The sequence below is a fragment of the Ensifer oleiphilus genome (assembly GCF_013371465.1).
Lineage (GTDB): Bacteria > Pseudomonadota > Alphaproteobacteria > Rhizobiales > Rhizobiaceae > Ensifer > Ensifer oleiphilus.
In genome coordinates this window covers 1,152,282-1,171,014 of record NZ_JABWDU010000002.1, presented here as the reverse complement: position 1 = coordinate 1,171,014, position 18,733 = coordinate 1,152,282, and the positions used below count along the sequence as shown (strand labels likewise).

Here is an 18,733-nt window from a genome sequence, read left to right as displayed (position 1 = left end):
ATGCCGCATTTGGGTCGCCGATCCGCCAGCGGATGGCGGAAACGGACAAGCGTCCTTCGCAGCCACGTCTTTATCGCAGCCGTCTTTCTGACTAGGCTTTTGCCTGTTCGCCACTTGCCGTTCCAGTACAGAACGGACCTCGGCGGACGGCAGTCGTGCCTGATCCTTTTTCCCTGGAAACTGAGCCGCGCCTCGCCCCGAGGCGCGGGAAAGTGGAGTGTGCGCATGAAAAGCCATGCCAGAGTTGTCGTCATCGGTGGCGGCGTTGTTGGTTGTTCGATCCTCTATCACCTGACGAAGTTCGGCTGGACCGACGTGGTGCTCCTGGAGCGCTCGGAGCTGACCTCCGGCTCGACCTGGCATGCGGCCGGCGGCATGCACACGATCAACGGCGACCCCAACGTCGCCAAGCTGCAGAAATACACCGTCGAACTCTACAAGGAGATCGAGGAGTACTCCGGCCAGGATATCGGCCTGCACATGACCTCGGGCATGATGCTGGCCGCTACGAAGGAGCGCTTCGACTGGATGAAGTCGATCCTCGCGAAGGGCCGGTACATGGGGCTCGAGGCCGAGCTGCTGACGCCGAAGGAAGCGCATGACCTGATGCCGCTGCTCGACCCCGATCAGTTCGTCGGCGCGGTGTTCGATCCCGTCGAGGGCCATCTCGATCCCTATGGCACGACGCATGCCTATGCCAAGTCGGCCAAGAAGAATGGCGCCGAGATCTATCTGCACACCAAGGTCGAGGATCTGGTGCAGCGCGACGACGGCTCCTGGCGGGTCATCACCAATCAGGGTGAGATCATCGCCGAGCATGTGGTCAACGCCGCGGGCCTCTGGGCGCGCGAAGTGGGCCGCATGGTCGGGCTGGAGCTGCCGGTGCTGGCGATGGAGCACATGTATCTGATCACGGAGGACATGCCCGAGGTGATCGAATTCAATCAGACGCGCGGCAAGGAGCTGATGCACTGCGTCGATTTCGACGGTGAGATCTACCTGCGCCAGGAGCGTAACGGCATGCTGATGGGCACCTACGAGAAGGCCTGCCGCCCATGGTCGCCGGTGACCACACCCTGGGATTTCGGTCATGAGCTGCTGGCCGAAGACATCGACCGCATCTCGCCGGAGCTCGAAGTCGGTTTCCGGCATTTCCCGGCTTTCAACAAGGCCGGCATCAAGAAGGTCATCAACGGCCCCTTCACCTTTTCGCCGGATGGTAATCCGCTGGTCGGGCCGGTCAGGGGCTTGCGCAATTTCTGGTCTGCCTGCGCCGTCATGGCCGGCTTCAGCCAGGGCGGCGGCGTCGGCCTGGCGCTTGCCAACTGGATGATCGACGGCGATCCGGGCTTCGACGTGTTTGCCATGGATGTGGCACGCTATGGCGACTTCGCCACGCTCGCCTACACCAACGCCAAGGTCCGCGAGAACTATTCGCGCCGCTTCTCGATCCGCTATCCGAACGAGGAGCTGCCGGCCGGGCGGCCGCTGTTGACGACGCCGATCTACGACAGGCTGAAGGCGGCCGGTGCCGTGTTCGGCGCCTCCTACGGTCTGGAAACGCCACTCTGGTTTGCCCCTCCCGGCGTCGAGGACCACTTCTCCTGGCACCGGTCGACAGACTTCGACACGGTCGGTGACGAAGCCCGTGCGGTGCGCGCTTCGGTCGGGCTGATGGAGACGTCCGGCTTTGCCAAATACGAGATCAAGGGGGCGGGGGCCGAAGCCTGGCTCGACCGGATGCTGGCCTGCCGTATCCCGGCGCAAGGCCGGATGTCGCTGGCGCCGATGCTGAAGGACGACGGCAAGCTGATCGGCGACTTCACGCTCGCCAAGCTCGATGAACAGGATTTCCTCCTCATCGGCTCCGGCATTGCCGAGGATTACCATATGCGCTGGTTCGAGGCGCACCTGCCGGATGATGGCTCGGTTTCGATCCGCCCGCTGAAGCTTGAACTGATCGGCCTGTCGATCGCCGGGCCGAAGGCGCGGGACGTGCTGGCGGCGCTGACCCATCTCGACGTCGGCGACAGGGCCTTTGCCTTCATGGACATTCGCCGGATGGATCTCGGCATGGCGCCCGTCATCGTCGGCCGCGTCAGCTATACCGGCGATCTGGGCTATGAGATCTGGACGAAGCCGGAGTACCAGCGCTATCTGTTCGATCTAATCCTGGAGAAGGGGGCCGCTTTCGGCATCCGGCTGTTTGGTCTTCGAGCCCTCAACGCGTTGCGCCTGGAAAAATCCTTCGGCAGCTGGTCTCGCGAATATCGGCCACTCTACGGTCCTCTGGAGGCCGGTCTTGGTCGGTTCGTAGCGCTCGGCAAGCCGGCGGACTTCATCGGCAAGGCGGCGGCAGCCGCCGAAAAGATGGAAGGCGGACATCTTCGCCTGCGCACCTTCTTGCTTGAGACGCGCGATGCTGATGTCATCGGCGATGAACCGATCTATTTCAACGGTGCCGTGCGCGGATGGGTGACATCCGGCGGCTATGCGCATGCGAGCGGCGTTTCGGTGGCGCTCGGTTACGTGCCAAAGGAGATCGCTGATCAGGAGACGGGCTGGGCGGTCGAACTGCTCGGCGAGATCCTGACCGCGCGATTGCAACCTTACCCGCTGTTCGACGCGAACGGCGAGCGCATGCGCGCTTGATCGGGGAGATTCGGCAAGCTGGTCTTGTTGCTTGCCGATTCATCCACAGGCGAGATTGCACGCGGTTTTAGACTAAAGTTGACTATTTCGCAGGCGAGGCGTGCATTTCTTTTGTTTTTTATGACTGCAAAAGCGTCAAATCGATTTTATCGGCGAAGATTTTGCCACTCCCACGTTTTTTAGCTTTTCTTTTCGTTTGAAAGAGGTATGGAATCGATCAAACAGAACGCTCAACAATGAGCTCAAAAAACAAGAGACCGGACCTTATGGATCTGGTCCAGGGGAAGATTGATGGAGTATTTCGTCCAGCAGCTCGTCAACGGGCTGACTCTTGGGTCTATTTATGGTATGATCGCAATTGGTTATACCATGGTCTACGGCATCATTGGCATGATCAACTTCGCCCACGGCGATATCTTCATGCTCGGCGGTTTTGCCGCCTTGATTGTCTTTCTGCTTCTCACAACATTCATCGCCGGCGTCCCGGTTGTACTTGCCCTGCTGCTGATGATGGTCGTCGCCATGCTGACCGCAGGTCTCTGGAACTGGACGATCGAGAAAGTGGCCTATCGGCCGCTGCGCGGCTCGTTCCGCCTGGCGCCGCTGATCACCGCGATCGGCATGTCGATTGCGCTGTCGAACTTCATCCAGGTCACGCAGGGCCCGCGCAACAAGCCGATCCCGCCGCTGGTTTCCTCGGTTTACGATGTGTTCGGCATCACGATTTCGCTGAAGCAGATCATCATCATCATCATCACGGCGGTCCTGCTTTCGATCTTCTGGTATATCGTCAACAAGACGCCGCTCGGTCGCGCCCAACGCGCAACCGAACAGGACCGCAAGATGGCGGCACTTCTGGGTGTCGATGTCGACCGCACCATCTCGGTGACCTTCATCATGGGCGCGGCGCTCGCCGCTGTCGCCGGCACCATGTACCTGATGTATTATGGTGTGGTTGTCTTCACCGACGGATTTGTTCCGGGGGTCAAGGCCTTTACTGCAGCTGTTCTTGGCGGCATCGGCTCCTTGCCGGGCGCTGTTCTCGGCGGGTTGCTGATCGGCCTCATCGAGTCCCTCTGGTCCGCTTATTTCACCATCGACTACAAGGATGTTGCGACGTTCTCCATTCTCGCAATCGTCCTGATCTTCAAGCCGTCTGGCATACTCGGACGACCGGAAGTCGAGAAGGTATAAATCAATGGCAAACATTGCTTCTACATCTGCAAGCGCCGGCAGTGACCTGACGGCGCGGGCCCTGCGCGAGGCTGTCTTCGCGGGCCTGATCTCTCTCGGCCTCTTCGTGCTGTTCGTCGGCCTGAAATCCGACCAGAACATCCGCAACGAGTTGGTGCTCAACCAGCGCTGGGGGCTGCTCTCGATCTTCGTGATCGTCGCCGCCGTTGGCCGGTTCCTCATGGTCGCCTATGTCCAGCCGGCCATGGCGCGCCGCAAGGCGGCCAAGGCGGAGGCAGACAGCGTCGTCAAAGAAGAGACCTTCTTCAAGCGTCACTTTTCGAAGATCGCGATTGTGGCACTCATCTTCTACCCACCGGTGATTCTCGCGCTTGTCGGCGTGCAGGGTTCGCTGAAATGGGTCGATAACTTCGGCGTGCAGATCCTGATCTACGTCATGCTCGCCTGGGGTCTTAACATCGTCGTCGGTCTCGCCGGCCTGCTCGACCTTGGTTACGTCGCCTTCTATGCCGTCGGCGCCTACTCTTACGCGCTGCTGTCCACCTATTTCGGCTTGTCCTTCTGGATCCTGTTGCCGGTCGCCGGCATCCTTGCCGCCTTCTGGGGCATGATCCTCGGTTTCCCGGTCCTGAGGCTGAGGGGGGATTATCTCGCGATCGTCACGCTCGCCTTCGGGGAAATCATCCGCCTGGTGCTGATAAACTGGACCGAGGTGACGAAGGGAACGTTCGGTGTGTCCGGCATTGCCAAGGCAACGCTGTTCGGCATCAAGTTCGACGCATCGAAGGATGGTTTTGCGGCGATGATGGGGCTTTCCATGTCGTCGGCCTACTACAAGATCTTCCTGTTCTATCTGATCCTGGCACTCGCCCTTCTGACCGCCTATGTCACCATCCGCCTTCGGCGCATGCCGATCGGCCGCGCCTGGGAAGCGCTGCGCGAAGACGAGATCGCCTGCCGCTCTCTCGGCATCAACACGGTCACGACCAAGCTGACGGCGTTTGCGACGGGTGCGATGTTCGGTGGTTTTGCCGGCGCGTTCTTCGCTGTGCGCCAAGGCTTTGTCTCGCCGGAATCCTTTGTCTTCCTCGAATCCGCCGTCATCCTGGCGATCGTGGTTCTTGGCGGCATGGGCTCGCTCACCGGCATCGCGATTGCGGCCGCCGTGATGATCGGCGGCACGGAAATCCTGCGCGAATTGTCCTTCCTCAAGGCGATCTTCGGCCCGGATTTCACGCCGGAACTCTACCGCATGCTCATCTTCGGTCTGGCGATGGTTGTCGTCATGGTCTGGAAACCGCGCGGCTTCGTCGGCTCGCGTGAACCGACAGCGTTCCTGCGCGAGCGCAAGGCGATCTCCGGCAGCTTCACCAAGGAAGGGCATGGCTGATGGCCCTCGAGACAACGACAATGAAAAAAGACCCCATTCTCTCGGTTGAGCACCTGTCGATGCGCTTCGGCGGTCTCATGGCCATCAACGACTTCTCCTTCGAGGCCTATCGCGGTGATATCACCGCGCTGATCGGCCCGAACGGAGCCGGCAAGACCACGGTGTTCAACTGCATCACCGGCTTCTACAAGCCGACGATGGGCATGATCACCATGAAGCAGAAATCCGGTAAGGAATATCTGCTGGAGCGCCTGCCGGATTTCGAGATTACCAAGCAGGCAAAGGTCGCCCGCACGTTCCAGAACATCCGGATGTTCTCCGGCCTGACCGTGCTCGAGAACTTGCTGGTCGCCCAGCACAACAAGCTGATGAAGGCGTCGGGCTACACCTTCCTCGGGCTGCTGGGCTTTCCGGCCTATAAACAGGCCTCGAAGGAATCGATCGAGCTTGCCCGCCACTGGCTGGAAAGGGCGTCTCTGGTCGATCGCGCCGACGACCCGGCCGGCGATCTGCCTTACGGCGCCCAGCGTCGCCTTGAGATTGCCCGTGCCATGTGCACCGGGCCGGAGCTCTTGTGCCTCGACGAACCGGCCGCAGGCCTTAACCCGCGTGAATCGCTGGCGCTCAACGAGCTCTTGCAGGGCATCCGCGGCGAGACGGGTACCTCGATCCTGTTGATCGAGCACGACATGTCGGTGGTCATGGAGATTTCCGACCACGTGGTCGTTTTGGAATACGGCCAGAAGATTTCCGACGGCAACCCGGATTTCGTCAAGAACGATCCGAGGGTCATTGCGGCCTATCTGGGTGTCGAGGATGAAGAGGTTGAAGAGGTGATTGAAGAGATCGAGGAAATCGAAGGCGGACAGGGAGGCTCCAAGCCATGAGCGCGCCTCTGCTGCAAGTAAAAGCCGTCGAGACCTACTACGGTAATATCCGGGCGCTGAACGGCGTCGACGTCGAAGTGCATCGTGGTGAAATCGTCTGCCTGATCGGCGCCAACGGCGCCGGCAAGTCGACGCTGATGATGACCATCTGCGGCAGCCCGCAGGCGCGCACCGGTGCAGTCATGTTCGAGGGTGAGGAAATCACCCGCATGCCGACGCACGAGATCGCGCGTCTTCGCATCGCGCAGTCGCCGGAAGGCCGTCGAATCTTCCCGCGCATGACCGTGTTCGAAAACCTGCAGATGGGTGCAAGCCTCGACAACCTCAAATACTTCAACGAGGACGTCGAGAAGGTGTTCACGCTGTTTCCGCGGCTGAAGGAGCGTCAGGCACAACGCGGCGGCACGCTTTCCGGCGGCGAACAGCAGATGCTGTCGATCGCCCGCGCGCTGATGGCGCGTCCGAAACTCCTGCTGCTGGACGAACCGTCGCTCGGCCTGGCACCCCTGATCGTCAAGGGTATCTTCGAAGCCATCAAGAAGCTGAACAAGGAGGAGGGGCTCACTGTGTTCCTCGTCGAGCAGAATGCGTTCGGCGCCTTGAAGCTTTCCGACCGCGGCTACGTCATGGTCAACGGACGCGTGACGATGAGCGGCTCGGGCAAGGAACTGCTCGCCAATCCGGAAGTCCGCGCGGCCTATCTCGAAGGCGGCCGCCATTGATGCGCAGCATCTGGAGTTTGTGACATGCAGGGTATTCTCTACGAAGAAGTGTCGATCTGGCAGTTTCTTTTCATCACCTGTGTTCTGGGCGGCTGGACTGCCTGGAGAACGGGAAAGAGCGTCGCCGAAGGCTGGGAGGAGCTTCCGCGCCTCTTTGTCTACGTGGCGCTTCTGGGGCTTGGCATCCGCTTTGTGCACCACGCCCTCTTTGAAGGCACGATGTTCAGTCTGCATTACTATATCGTAGACACGGTCGTACTTTTGTTGTTTGCTACCGTAGGTTTCCGGTACTACCGGACCAAGCAAATGACCAATAACTACTATTGGCTCTATGAGAAGGCTTCGCCTTTCTCCTGGAAAGCCAAATAAAGGGAACAGCGCGCGCCGGCCGCCGCGGCCGGTGCGAAAGAAATACCGGCGCGAATTAAGGTGGGCATTGCGCAGGTTGGTAACGAGACCCGCTCGGATAATTGGGAGTAACAAAATGAAAAAGTCTCTTCTGTCGGCCGTTGCCCTGTCGGCGATGGTCGCTTTCAGCGGCACCGCATGGGCTGATATTCTCGTTGGCGTTGCTGGCCCGCTGACGGGCCCGAACGCTGCCTTCGGCGCGCAGCTGCAGAAAGGTGCCGAACAGGCTGCTGCAGACATCAATGCTGCCGGTGGTATCAATGGGGAACAGATCAAGGTTGTGCTCGGCGACGACGTTTCCGACGCCAAGCAGGGCGTTTCGGTCGCCAACAAATTCGTTGCTGACGGCGTGAAGTTCGTTGTCGGCCACTTCAACTCGGGCGTGTCCATCCCGGCTTCCGAAGTCTATGCCGAAAACGGCATTCTGCAGGTAACGCCGGCTTCCACCAACCCGCAGTTCACCGAGCGCGGCCTCTGGAACACCTTCCGCACCTGCGGTCGTGACGACCAGCAGGGTGCCGTTGCCGGCGCCTTCCTTGCAGCCAACCACAAGGACGCCAAGATCGCCGTCATTCACGACAAGACCCCTTATGGTCAGGGCCTTGCCGATGAAACCAAGAAGTCGATGAACGAAGCCGGTCTCAATGAAGCCCTCTATGAAGGCATCAACACCGGCGACAAGGACTTCTCGGCCCTTATCGCCAAGATGAAGGAAGCCGGCGTCTCGATCGTCTACTACGGCGGTCTGCACACCGAAGCCGGCCTGATCATGCGCCAGATGAAGGACCAGGGCCTCAAGGCGACCCTGATGTCGGGCGACGGTATCGTTTCGAACGAACTGGCCTCGATCGCCGGCGACGCGGTTGACGGTACGCTGATGACGTTTGCTCCGGATCCGCGCAAGAACCCGGCTGCCAAGGAACTCGTCGAAAAGTTCCGCGCTGCCGGCTTCGAACCGGAAGCCTACACGCTCTACGCCTACGCTGCTCTGCAGGTTGTTGCTGAAGCTGCCAAGGCTGGCGGCACCACCGACCCGCAGGCCGTTGCCGAAGCGATCAAGGCCAAGGGCCCGTTCAAGACCGCCATCGGCGAACTCGGCTATGACGAAAAGGGCGACATCACCCGTCCGGACTACGTCATGTACACCTGGAAGAAGGGTGAAGACGGCAAGTACAGCTACTTCGAAAACGAGTAAATCTCGCTTCGAGGTTCGCTGAACCACGTCAGAATTTCGGAAGGCCCGGCGAGTGATCGCCGGGCTTTTCGTTTCTGGAGGCGTGTTATCGGCGGAAGCGACGCTTCGACAGCGTGCCCAATGTCGGCAAGGTATTGCGCAACGCGGCTTTCGGTCGGACAGCACAAGGCTGTCCCCCGCTGCCATTTCGTGCACTATCGCCGAACGATTCTGTTGTTAGAGGCTGCCCCATGAGTCCCACGCCGCGCATTCTCGTCACCCGCCGTTGGCCGCAAGCGGTGGAGCGCGTGCTGGCCGAGCGGTTCGATGTCGTCTTGAACGAGACCGACGTGCCGATGTCGGCTGATCAACTGTCGCAGGCGCTGCGCGACTTCGATGCAGTACTTCCGACGGTTTCCGACCGCCTGCCGGCGAGCCTTTTTGAGGGCGGCGCCGTCAGAACAAGGATCCTTGGCAATTACGGCGTCGGTTACAACCATATCGACGTTGCCGCCGCCAAGGCGGCGAACATCGTCGTCACCAACACGCCGGGTGTTCTGACCGATTGCACCGCCGACATCGCCATGACGCTGCTGCTTGCCGTCGCCCGGCGTGCTGGCGAGGGCGAACGTCAGATCAGGGCGGGCGAATGGACCGGCTGGCGGCCGACGCACATGATCGGAGCCAAGGTGACTGGCAAGAGACTGGGGATCATCGGTTTCGGCCGTATCGGCAAGGCGATGGCAAAACGTTGTCATTTCGGCTTCGACATGGAGGTGGTCTTCTACAACCGCTCGCGTGTCGACGTGGCGGAGGCCGCACGCTATGGCGCCCGCCAGCTCGATACCGTCGACGAGGTGCTTGAGGCCGCCGACTTCGTTTCTCTGCATTGCCCAGGTGGCGGCGAGAATCGCCATCTCATAAACGCCGAACGGCTGGCGAAGATGAAAAAGGGGGCCTATCTCGTCAACACCGCCCGCGGCGACGTGGTCGACGAGCCGGCGCTGATCGAGGCGCTGAAGAACGGCGTCATCAAAGGCGCCGGCCTCGACGTCTTCGAGGCGGAACCGAACGTTCCGGCCGGCCTGCGGGCGCTGGAGAATGTCGTCCTGCTGCCGCATCTCGGCAGCGCGACCGAGGAAACGCGCGTCGCCATGGGCATAAAGGTGGTCGATAATATCACAGCCTTCTTTGACGGGCGCGAGCCACCGGACCGGGTGGTCTGAGGCGCTGGTCGTTTGATGGGCATCCACTGCTCATAAAGCGACCATGTTGCTGATTTTCTTTGCAAAACAATAGCTTGACTTGGCGCTTCAGGATGCCGACGATGGCGGTCGATGAACATGAGCAATGCGGCCATCACCGCCCCGCAGCGGGCGTTCGGAAAAGGACGGCTGGTCGCGAAAGCGGCCGCCGGTCGCACGCGCATTGCCGAGCTTTACCAGGAAGGCTGCGCCAAGATCCGGCTGCCGAAAACCTTCGACAGTTCCATGGAAGCCGTGCTGATCAATTCGTCAGGTGGGCTCACCGGAGGCGACCGCATGGCCTGGGAGATCGAAGCGGGCCCTGCGACGGAGCTGACCGTCACCACGCAGGCCTGCGAGAAGATCTATAAGGCAAGCGCCGGCACGGTCGAAGTCGCGACACGGATCGAAGTGGCGGCCGGGGCGCGGGTCGACTGGCTGCCGCAGGAGACGATCCTGTTCGACCGGGCATCGCTGACGCGCTCACTCGACGTCGAGCTTGACGGCGACGCGACATTGCTGGCCGTCGAGGCCGTGCTTCTCGGTCGCAAGGCGATGGGTGAAGCGATGCAGGCGGGCCTCTTTCGGGACCGCTGGCGCATTCGCGTCGATAACAGGTTGCTGCACGCGGAAAATCTGACCTTCGCCGACGATATCGCGGCGCTTGTCGGCCGCACTGCAGTCTTGGGCGGCAACGTGGCGTTTGCGACGCTGTTCTACACCGGGCCCGATTGCGAATTGCTGCTGCCGCACCTGCGCGCGCTGATCGACACGCAAGCTGGTGGGGGCGTCAGCCACATCCGGATCGCCGGTCGCGACAAGCTGGTTGGGCGGTTTGCGGCGACCGACGGCTTCTCGCTCAGAAAAATCCTCATCCCGGTCATTTCGCACTTGCGCAAGCAAAAGACAGTGCCGAAAGTCTGGGTCCTCTAATCCGCAATCAAACCGGTGGCGACGCATGAATCTTACCCCGCGCGAAAAGGACAAGCTGTTGATTTCCATGGCCGCGATGGTTGCCCGCCGCCGCCTGGAACGCGGCGTCAAACTCAACCACCCGGAAGCGATCGCGCTGATCACCGACTTCGTCGTCGAGGGTGCGCGTGACGGCCGATCGGTGGCGGAATTGATGGAGGCGGGCGCCCATGTGATCACCCGAGCGCAGGTGATGGAAGGGATCGCCGAGATGATCCACGACATCCAGGTGGAGGCGACCTTTCCTGACGGTACCAAGCTCGTCACCGTGCACGAACCGATCCGCTGAGGAGGCTGGAACATGCTGGCACTGCGCCCGAACTGCGAATGCTGCGACAAGAATCTGCCGCCCGAAAGCCGCGAAGCGATGATCTGCACGTTTGAGTGCACCTTCTGCGCCGATTGCGTCGAAGGCAAGCTCGGCGGATCCTGCCCGAACTGCGGCGGCGAATTTACCCGTCGCCCGGTCCGACCTGCCGCGCTGCTTGTGAAATATCCGGCATCGACCGAGCGCGTTTTGAAGCCGCAAGGCTGTGCTGACGCCAACGCGGCTTGAGAGGGGAGCGAGCAACAAATGATCCCAGGGGAAATTATTGCCGCAAGCGGCGAGATCGAGCTCAATCATGGGCTTGAGACCGTGACGATCGAGGTCTCCAACACCGGTGACCGGCCGGTGCAGGTCGGCAGCCACTACCATTTTGCCGAAACCAATGCCGGGCTCGACTTTGATCGCCGTTCGGCCCATGGCAAGCGGCTCGACATTCCCGCCGGCACGGCCGTTCGTTTCGAGCCGGGACAGAAGAGACAGGTCACACTCATTCCGCTTTCGGGCAAGCGCGAGGTCTTTGGCTTCCGCCAATTGGTCATGGGAAAGCTATAGGGATGACGATGCGAACGATGCTTATTACGAGCGCCTTGCTGCTCGCGGCCACCCCGGCCCTGGCGCAGGAGGATGTCGATTGCGCCAATGCGACGACGCAGGCGGATATGAACATCTGCTCCGACAAGGATTATGAGGCGGCCGATGCCGAACTCAACACCGTCTACAAGCAGACCGTTGCGGCGATGCGCGCCAAGGACGTGGAACTCGCCGATATCAGCGCCGACTATGTCGGGGCGGAGGAGGCATTGAAAAAGGCGCAGCGCGCCTGGATCGGTTACCGCGACGGTCAATGCGAACTTGCAGGCTTCGAGGCGCGCGGCGGTTCAATGGAGCCGATGCTCGTCTCCGGCTGCCTGGCGCAGTTGACGACGGCACGGACCGAGGAACTCAAGGCGCTGCTCGAACCCACAGAGAACTAGACCTGATGACTGGCCGCACCATCATGATTGTCGGGAACGGAGACGTGCCGAAAGGGGCCGCAGCAACCATCGACGCGGCCGATGTCGTCATCCGCTTCAACGATTGCCGGTCCGTCGGCACCGGCGGGACGAAAACCGACATCATCGCCGTCTGCAACACCGGCCGGCCGGCACTTGCCATGCTCGGCGGCGGACGCTGGAAGAACAGCGCCGCGGTGCGACAAACCCGCGAGATCTGGAGCGTGCGGTCGGGCGAAAAGTTTGCCGGCATGCGTGCGGAATTGGCTGAAACGCATCCGGACCTCGATGATTTCTGCGACGATTACACCGCCGGTTTCGAGAGCTTTACGATGGCGACCGGTCGCGCGCATCGGATCGTCTCCATTGCCGTGCACGAGCAACTGGATCGGGATTTGGCCCGGTTTTCGCCCAGCCCTTACGTTGTTCCGTCGAGCGGCATGGTGGTGATCGCCGACGTAATCGCCGGGTTTGCCTCGGCCGACGACCACATTGTCATTGCCGGATTCGGTCATGTCGGTTGGGCGCTGCATCCCTTCGGCGCCGAGCGTCGCTACGTCGAGGCCCTTGTGGCCGAAGGCCGTCTTCGTCGACTTTCCCATTCTTCTTCAGACTTGTCCCAAGGAGCCTGAACCCATGCCCTACAAGATGTCGCGCGCGGCCTATGCCAACATGTTCGGCCCGACGGTCGGCGACAAGGTTCGGCTCGCCGACACGGAGCTTTTCATCGAGGTGGAGAAGGACTTCACCACCTATGGCGAGGAGGTGAAATTCGGCGGTGGCAAGGTCATCCGCGACGGCATGGGCCAAAGCCAGGTAACGCGGGCGGCAGGTGCAGTCGATACGGTGATCACCAACGCGCTGATCGTCGACCACTGGGGCATCGTCAAGGCCGATATCGGTTTGAAGGACGGACGCATCGCGGCGATCGGCAAGGCGGGAAACCCCGACATGCAGCCCGGCGTGACGATCATCGTCGGTCCCGGCACCGAGGTGATCGCCGGCGAAGGCAAGATCGTCACGGCAGGCGGCATGGACAGCCATATCCACTTCATCTGCCCGCAGCAGATCGAGGAAGCGCTGATGAGCGGGCTCACCTGCATGCTGGGCGGCGGCACCGGCCCCGCGCATGGAACGCTTGCGACCACGTGCACGCCAGGGCCCTGGCATCTCTCCCGCATGATCGAGGCGGCGGACGCCTTTCCGATGAACCTTGCCTTTGCCGGCAAGGGCAATGCTTCGCTTCCCGGTGCGCTGGTCGAGATGGTGCTGGCGGGGGCTACGTCGCTGAAGCTGCACGAGGACTGGGGCTCGACGCCGGCTGCCGTCGACTGCTGCCTCAGCGTTGCCGACGAGTACGACGTGCAGGTGATGATCCACACGGATACGTTGAACGAGAGCGGCTTCGTCGAGGATACCATTGCCGCAATCAAGGGCCGCACCATCCATGCCTTCCACACGGAAGGAGCCGGCGGCGGCCATGCGCCTGATATCATCAAGATCTGCGGCCAGCCGAACGTCATTCCCTCGTCGACCAATCCGACCCGGCCCTACACCAGGAACACGCTGGCCGAACACCTGGACATGCTGATGGTCTGCCATCACTTGTCGCCGTCGATCCCGGAAGATATCGCCTTTGCCGAAAGCCGGATCCGCAAGGAGACGATCGCTGCCGAAGACATCCTGCATGATATCGGCGCCTTCTCGATCATCTCGTCCGACAGCCAGGCGATGGGGCGTGTCGGCGAGGTGGCGATCCGCACCTGGCAGACCGCCGACAAGATGAAGCGCCAGCGTGGCGCACTGCCGCAGGAAACCGGCGAGAACGACAATTTCCGGGTCAAGCGCTACATCGCCAAATACACCATCAATCCCGCGATCGCTCATGGCCTCAGTCATGAGATCGGTTCGCTCGAAGTCGGCAAGCGTGCCGATCTCGTCCTCTGGAACCCGGCCTTCTTCGGCGTGAAGCCGGACATGGTGCTGATCGGCGGAACCATCGCGGCAGCGCCGATGGGCGATCCGAACGCTTCGATCCCGACGCCGCAGCCGGTGCATTACCGGCCGATGTTCGGCGCCTATGGCAAGAGCCGCACGAATTCCTCGGTCACCTTCGTGTCGCAGGCCTCGCTCGATGCCGGGCTTGCGGGAAGGCTCGGCGTTGCCAAGCAGCTCGTCGCGGTCAAGAACACCCGCGGCGGTATCGGCAAGGCGTCGATGATCCACAACAACCTGACGCCGCATGTCGAGGTCGATCCGGAGACTTACGAGGTGCGTGCCGATGGCGAGCTTCTCACCTGCGAGCCGGCTACCGTGCTGCCGATGGCCCAGCGCTACTTCCTGTTCTGAGCGGCAAACGGCATTGTCTCGAAAACGTGGTTTTTGGCGTGTCCTCAGATGGACCGCGTACGGCGTGTCGGCGCTTGTGTTCGCTGTCATCCTTGGAGCCATCGTGCCTCGGCCCTTGCTGCCGAAGGCGGCGATGGCCTCCCTCCCGGCTGCCGTCGGCGAGCGCATCCTGATCCTCTCCGGGCCTATCCACACCGATATCGCCATCCCGCTCAATGATGAGACCCGCGCGCGGTTTGCCTTTGCCGGAGAGGCGGGCGTGCCTCTCGATCATCCGGCGGCGCGATGGCTGATCTTCGGCTGGGGCGGCCGCTCGTTCTACCTGGAAACGCCGACATGGTCGGAGCTGAAGCCGATGCCGGTCTTCAGGGCTCTGACGGTCGACCGCTCGGTGATGCATGTAGACATTGCCGGTGCGATCATCGAGCCGCAGCCGTCGATCGCAAGCGTGGACTTGGAGCGTGGCGAATTCGAAAATCTGATGACGTTCATAGCCGGCAGCTTTGCCAGGAACGGCAACGCCGTCGTTCCGGTCGAAGGCTTTTCCTATGGATATGCCGATCGCTTCTTCGAAGCGCAGGGCACGTTCAACGCGCTGTTCGGCTGCAACACCTGGACGGCGCGGGCGCTCCGGGAAGCCGGATTGCAGACGGGTTTCTGGAATCCCCTGCCATCGACCCTTGGCCTGTCGTTGCGGCTTCACAACTGAAGGATTGTCGCGCTCGGTACGGCCGCCGGAGACATGCGCCTGCCGCATGGCTGCCATGACCGCGTGTGAATCGCGGCCTTTCGTGCTGCACCGCAGCGGAATTTCCGGTAGGAAGCGGGCTGATAATTTCCTCGACTGCGAATGTTCTCCCAAGGCCGCTCGCAATCGAGTGCCCGCACCGAAGGAGATGACCATGCTCGGCAGAAAAGTACCGTCCGTAACGTTCCGCACCCGCGTCCGCGATGAAGCCGTCGGCGGCTCCAACCCGTTCCGTTGGCAGGACGTTTCCTCCGACGATTACTTCGCCGGCAAGCGCGTCGTGCTGTTCTCGCTTCCTGGCGCCTTCACGCCCACCTGCTCGACTTTCCAGCTGCCCGACTTCGAAAAGCTGACAGCTGAGTTCCGTTCTGAAGGCGTCGACGAAATCTACTGCATCTCGGTCAACGATGCCTTCGTCATGAATGCCTGGGGCAAGTCGCAGAACCTCGAAAACGTCAAGCTGATCCCGGACGGTTCGGGCGAGTTCACCCGCAAGATGGGCATGCTCGTCGCCAAGGACAATCTCGGCTTCGGCATGCGCTCCTGGCGCTACGCTGCCGTCGTCGACAACGGTGTCGTCGTTCAGTGGTTTGAGGAAGAAGGCTATTCCGACAATTGCGACAGCGATCCCTACGGCGTTTCCTCGCCGCAGAACATTCTCGAAACGCTGAAGTCGCAGAAGCTCGCAGCCTGATCAGGTTGGCGAATGGGCCGATTTTTGAAACCCCGGTGCTAGCGCCGGGGTTTTTTGTTGCTACACTGTGAGATGAAAAAGATGTCGAGGGTTCAATGGTTTACATTATCGCTTATCTGAACGCACACCCGGGCAAGGGCCCGGAAGTCCTGCCGCTGGCCGCACCGCTGATCGAGGCCACACGTCGCGAGGCGGGCTGCATCAGCTACGAGCTCTATCAAAAGCCTGGCGATCCCGACACGCTGGTGTTCGTCGAAACCTGGAAGGACAAGGCCGCGGTCGACGCGCATCTCGCCGAACCGCATCTGAAGGCCTTTCAGGCAGCAATGGCGGATCTGCTGATCGAAGCGCGCATCGAGCTTGTACATCCGGAAAAGGTCGAGGTGCTCTAAGATGCCCTATCGTTCGACCGAGGTGCTCTCGCCCGGCCCCAAGGACAAGGAGCCCTTGCACAGCATCACCTTGAACCACGACGCGCGGCATCTGCGCCGCAAGCTGTTGCATCTCGAAAACGACGACGTCGTCATGCTCGACCTCAAGGAAGCGGTGATGCTGGCGGACGGCGACCTCCTGGTGCTTGACGGCGGCGGCTATATCCGTGTCGTTGCAGAGCCCGAAGCGCTCTACGAAATCCGCCCGCGCGATCCGCTACACCTTATCGAGCTGGCCTGGCATCTGGGCAACCGCCACCTGCCGGCGCAGATCGAGACCGGCCGTATCCTGATTGCCCGCGATCCGGTCATCCGGGCGATGCTTGAAGGACTTGGAGCGACGGTTGCCGAAATCGCCGAACCGTTCCATCCGGTGCGCGGCGCTTATCACGCGGCGGGTGGCCACGACCACGGCCATCACCACCATCACCATGGCTGAACGGATCGACACGCAGGCGCTGCTTCGTCTCGCGACCTGGATGTCGCCGGCCTTTCCGGTTGGTGCCTTCTCCTATTCGAACGGGTTGGAGCAGGCGGTTCACGATGGCCACGCCAGCGATGCCGAGAGCCTGCGACAATGGCTCGAGGCGCTGCTTTGCCACGGATCAGGCTGGAACGATGCGGTGCTGCTTGGCGAAGCCTACCGCGCCTTCGATGATCCGCCGCGCCTTGCTTCCGTCATCGAGTTGGCCGAAGCGATGGCAACAAGTCGTGAACGGCATATGGAAATCATGCTGCAGGGCGAAGCCTTTCTGGCGGCAGCGCGGCATTGGCCACATCCGGTGCTTGACCGACTGGGGGAAGGCGTTGCCTATCCGGTCGCCGTCGGTGCGGTTGCCGGTGCCCATGCCACAGGTCTCGAGCTGGCGATCGCCGCCTATCTGCATGCCTCGACCTCAAACGCCGTATCGGTGGCAATCCGCTGCGGCGTTACCGGCCAGCGCGACGGCGTCGGCCTGATCGCCGCACTCGAGCCAGTCATCGGCGCAGTCGCACACAAGGCAGGCGCCGCATCTCTGGAAGACCTTGGCTCGGCCACGATCACGGCCGATATTTCATCGCTCAGACACGAGACCCTGCATTCGCGGCTTTTCCGCTCCTGAAGCGTCAGCTCTGCCTTGAAAAGGAACGTCACATGGCATCGAAGAATGGTCCTCTGCGCATCGGCATCGGTGGGCCTGTCGGCTCCGGCAAGACGGCGCTGACGGACAAGCTCTGCAAGGCGATGCGGGAGAAATACTCGGTCGCGGTCGTCACCAACGACATCTACACCAAGGAAGATGCCGAGGCGCTGGTGCGCATGCAGGCGCTGCCGTCCGATCGCATCGTCGGCGTGGAGACCGGCGGCTGCCCGCACACGGCGATCCGCGAGGATGCGACGATCAACCTGCAAGCGATCGCCGATCTCAACCGGCGTTTCCCCGATCTCGACGTCGTCTTCATCGAATCTGGCGGAGACAATCTGGCTGCCACCTTCTCTCCTGACCTCGCCGACCTGACGATCTATGTCATCTCCGTCTGCCAGGGCGAGGAGATACCGCGCAAGGGCGGGCCCGGGATTACCAAGTCCGACCTGCTCGTCATCAACAAGCGGGATCTTGCGCCCTATGTCGGTGCCGACCTCGACGTCATGGATCGCGACGCAGCGCGGATGCGGGCGGAGAAGCCCTTTGTCTTCACCGACATGAAGCGCGGCGACGGCGTCAACCGGATCGTCGATTTCCTGACCTTGCATGGTGGACTTTGAGGCGAAGACCGAAGCGATGGGGCGCTGACGTCGCGCCATCGGGGCGTTGCCGGATCAAAGACGTCGTGACGCCGAGATTGCCGGCGTCCGCTAGAAACGCTCCAACGCCTGGCGGTCGTGAATCTCGATCATGCGCCCCTTGACGGTGACGCCGGAGCGGCGAAGCGCCGAGAAGGCGCGCGAGAGCGCCTCCGGTGCCAGGCCCAGCTTGCCGGCCAGCACATTCTTCTGGAACGGTAGCCGGAACGAGAACGTGGTCGAGCCGTCCGGGCAATGCCCGAGTATGTAGCTCGCGACGCGCTGTGGTGCCGTCAGCAGGCGGTCTTCCGCCAGGCAATCCTCGGCCATCTGGCCGTGCCGGCAGAGCAGCTCCATCAGGGCCTGGGCGATATCCGGATATTGTTCGGCGAGCTTGCGCAGATTGCGGCTGTCGAGGCGGGCAATGGTCGAGGACCCGATCGCCTGCGCGTTGGCAGTGGCGCGGTTGCCGAGGAACATGGCGTTTTCGCCGAAGAGCTCACCCTTGGGGAAAACGGCGATGTCGGCTTCGCGCCCGTCCTTGCCGAGCCGATAGACGCGAACGAGACCGGACAGGACGCAGAAGACGCTGTCGACGGGTTCGTCCTGCTGAAACAGGATGTCGTGTTCCTCATGGTTGGTTACCACGGCGCCTTCGAGAATGGCATCGGACGCTGCCGCTGACAGCTTCTCGAAGAAGCGGGAGCCGAGCAGCACCGCTTTGTCATTCGAGTTCAATCGCAAGGTCTTCATGGCACCGGCCCTAAACAAAAGTCGCATCAG

Annotated in this window: 22 protein-coding genes; 21 read left to right on the top strand and 1 reads right to left on the bottom strand. The window is 61.6% G+C overall.

What is annotated here, in order from left to right:
- The first annotated feature begins 225 nt into the window (after positions 1-225).
- The 21 genes from HT585_RS12400 (at position 226) to ureG (ending at position 17,932) form a co-directional block, all read left to right on the top strand.
- Entirely contained in the window at positions 226-2,652 is a 2,427-nt protein-coding gene (locus tag HT585_RS12400; RefSeq protein WP_176353157.1) for a GcvT family protein, read from the top strand.
- A 291-nt stretch (positions 2,653-2,943) separates the two neighbouring features.
- Positions 2,944-3,846: a branched-chain amino acid ABC transporter permease gene (locus HT585_RS12395; protein ID WP_176353156.1), complete on the top strand. Its 903-nt coding sequence runs from the start codon at positions 2,944-2,946 to the stop codon at positions 3,844-3,846.
- Positions 3,847-3,850: 4 nt separating this feature from the next.
- Positions 3,851-5,236, top strand: coding sequence for a high-affinity branched-chain amino acid ABC transporter permease LivM (livM, locus tag HT585_RS12390; RefSeq protein ID WP_176353155.1), 1,386 nt, complete (start codon positions 3,851-3,853; stop codon positions 5,234-5,236).
- Entirely contained in the window at positions 5,236-6,123 is an 888-nt protein-coding gene (locus HT585_RS12385) for an ABC transporter ATP-binding protein (RefSeq protein WP_176353154.1), read from the top strand. The genes livM and HT585_RS12385 overlap by 1 nt, the downstream gene beginning before the upstream one ends.
- Positions 6,120-6,845, top strand: a complete 726-nt coding sequence (locus tag HT585_RS12380) for an ABC transporter ATP-binding protein (protein ID WP_176353153.1) — start codon at positions 6,120-6,122, stop codon at positions 6,843-6,845. Before HT585_RS12385 ends, HT585_RS12380 begins: the two co-directional genes overlap by 4 nt.
- Positions 6,846-6,869: 24 nt before the next feature.
- Positions 6,870-7,214 (top strand): DUF6867 family protein, encoded by a 345-nt coding sequence (locus tag HT585_RS12375; RefSeq protein WP_173423889.1) that lies wholly within the window; start codon positions 6,870-6,872, stop codon positions 7,212-7,214.
- Between the two features lie 115 nt (positions 7,215-7,329).
- The gene (locus HT585_RS12370; protein WP_025428142.1) at positions 7,330-8,448 is read left to right on the top strand and encodes a branched-chain amino acid ABC transporter substrate-binding protein; all 1,119 of its coding nucleotides are present in this window, start codon (positions 7,330-7,332) and stop codon (positions 8,446-8,448) included.
- A 230-nt stretch (positions 8,449-8,678) separates the two neighbouring features.
- On the top strand, positions 8,679-9,653 hold the full coding sequence (locus HT585_RS12365) for a 2-hydroxyacid dehydrogenase (RefSeq protein ID WP_176353152.1): 975 nt from the start codon (positions 8,679-8,681) through the stop codon (positions 9,651-9,653).
- A 117-nt stretch (positions 9,654-9,770) separates the two neighbouring features.
- Positions 9,771-10,604 carry an urease accessory protein UreD gene (locus HT585_RS12360; protein WP_176353293.1) on the top strand — a complete coding sequence of 278 codons (834 nt, stop codon included), beginning with the start codon at positions 9,771-9,773 and terminating at the stop codon, positions 10,602-10,604.
- A 25-nt stretch (positions 10,605-10,629) separates the two neighbouring features.
- The gene (locus HT585_RS12355; protein ID WP_025428139.1) at positions 10,630-10,932 is read left to right on the top strand and encodes an urease subunit gamma; all 303 of its coding nucleotides are present in this window, start codon (positions 10,630-10,632) and stop codon (positions 10,930-10,932) included.
- Positions 10,933-10,944: 12 nt separating this feature from the next.
- A complete protein-coding gene (locus HT585_RS12350; RefSeq protein WP_176353151.1) occupies positions 10,945-11,199 on the top strand; it encodes a DUF1272 domain-containing protein in 255 nt (84 codons plus the stop codon).
- An 18-nt stretch (positions 11,200-11,217) separates the two neighbouring features.
- Positions 11,218-11,523: an urease subunit beta gene (locus tag HT585_RS12345; protein ID WP_176353150.1), complete on the top strand. Its 306-nt coding sequence runs from the start codon at positions 11,218-11,220 to the stop codon at positions 11,521-11,523.
- Positions 11,524-11,531: 8 nt separating this feature from the next.
- Positions 11,532-11,945, top strand: a complete 414-nt coding sequence (locus tag HT585_RS12340) for a lysozyme inhibitor LprI family protein (RefSeq protein ID WP_425513737.1) — start codon at positions 11,532-11,534, stop codon at positions 11,943-11,945.
- Between the two features lie 2 nt (positions 11,946-11,947).
- The gene (locus tag HT585_RS12335; protein WP_176353292.1) at positions 11,948-12,595 is read left to right on the top strand and encodes a Urease operon accessory protein; all 648 of its coding nucleotides are present in this window, start codon (positions 11,948-11,950) and stop codon (positions 12,593-12,595) included.
- 4 nt (positions 12,596-12,599) lie between these two features.
- Entirely contained in the window at positions 12,600-14,312 is a 1,713-nt protein-coding gene (ureC, locus tag HT585_RS12330; RefSeq protein ID WP_176353148.1) for an urease subunit alpha, read from the top strand.
- A gap of 13 nt (positions 14,313-14,325) precedes the next feature.
- Positions 14,326-15,021, top strand: a complete 696-nt coding sequence (locus HT585_RS12325; protein ID WP_281410673.1) for a TIGR02117 family protein — start codon at positions 14,326-14,328, stop codon at positions 15,019-15,021.
- 193 nt (positions 15,022-15,214) lie between these two features.
- Positions 15,215-15,754 carry a peroxiredoxin gene (locus HT585_RS12320; RefSeq protein ID WP_176353146.1) on the top strand — a complete coding sequence of 180 codons (540 nt, stop codon included), beginning with the start codon at positions 15,215-15,217 and terminating at the stop codon, positions 15,752-15,754.
- Between the two features lie 95 nt (positions 15,755-15,849).
- Positions 15,850-16,146 (top strand): putative quinol monooxygenase, encoded by a 297-nt coding sequence (locus tag HT585_RS12315; RefSeq protein ID WP_176353145.1) that lies wholly within the window; start codon positions 15,850-15,852, stop codon positions 16,144-16,146.
- A 1-nt stretch (position 16,147) separates the two neighbouring features.
- Positions 16,148-16,624, top strand: coding sequence for an urease accessory protein UreE (gene ureE / locus HT585_RS12310; protein WP_176353144.1), 477 nt, complete (start codon positions 16,148-16,150; stop codon positions 16,622-16,624).
- Positions 16,617-17,288, top strand: coding sequence for an urease accessory protein UreF (locus tag HT585_RS12305; protein ID WP_176353291.1), 672 nt, complete (start codon positions 16,617-16,619; stop codon positions 17,286-17,288). Before ureE ends, HT585_RS12305 begins: the two co-directional genes overlap by 8 nt.
- A gap of 32 nt (positions 17,289-17,320) precedes the next feature.
- Positions 17,321-17,932 (top strand): urease accessory protein UreG, encoded by a 612-nt coding sequence (gene ureG / locus HT585_RS12300; RefSeq protein WP_176353143.1) that lies wholly within the window; start codon positions 17,321-17,323, stop codon positions 17,930-17,932.
- A gap of 90 nt (positions 17,933-18,022) precedes the next feature.
- Here ureG and HT585_RS12295 read toward each other — a convergent pair whose 3' ends face one another.
- Positions 18,023-18,703 carry a Crp/Fnr family transcriptional regulator gene (locus HT585_RS12295; RefSeq protein WP_176353142.1) on the bottom strand — a complete coding sequence of 227 codons (681 nt, stop codon included), beginning with the start codon at positions 18,701-18,703 and terminating at the stop codon, positions 18,023-18,025.
- Positions 18,704-18,733 lie beyond the last annotated feature (30 nt).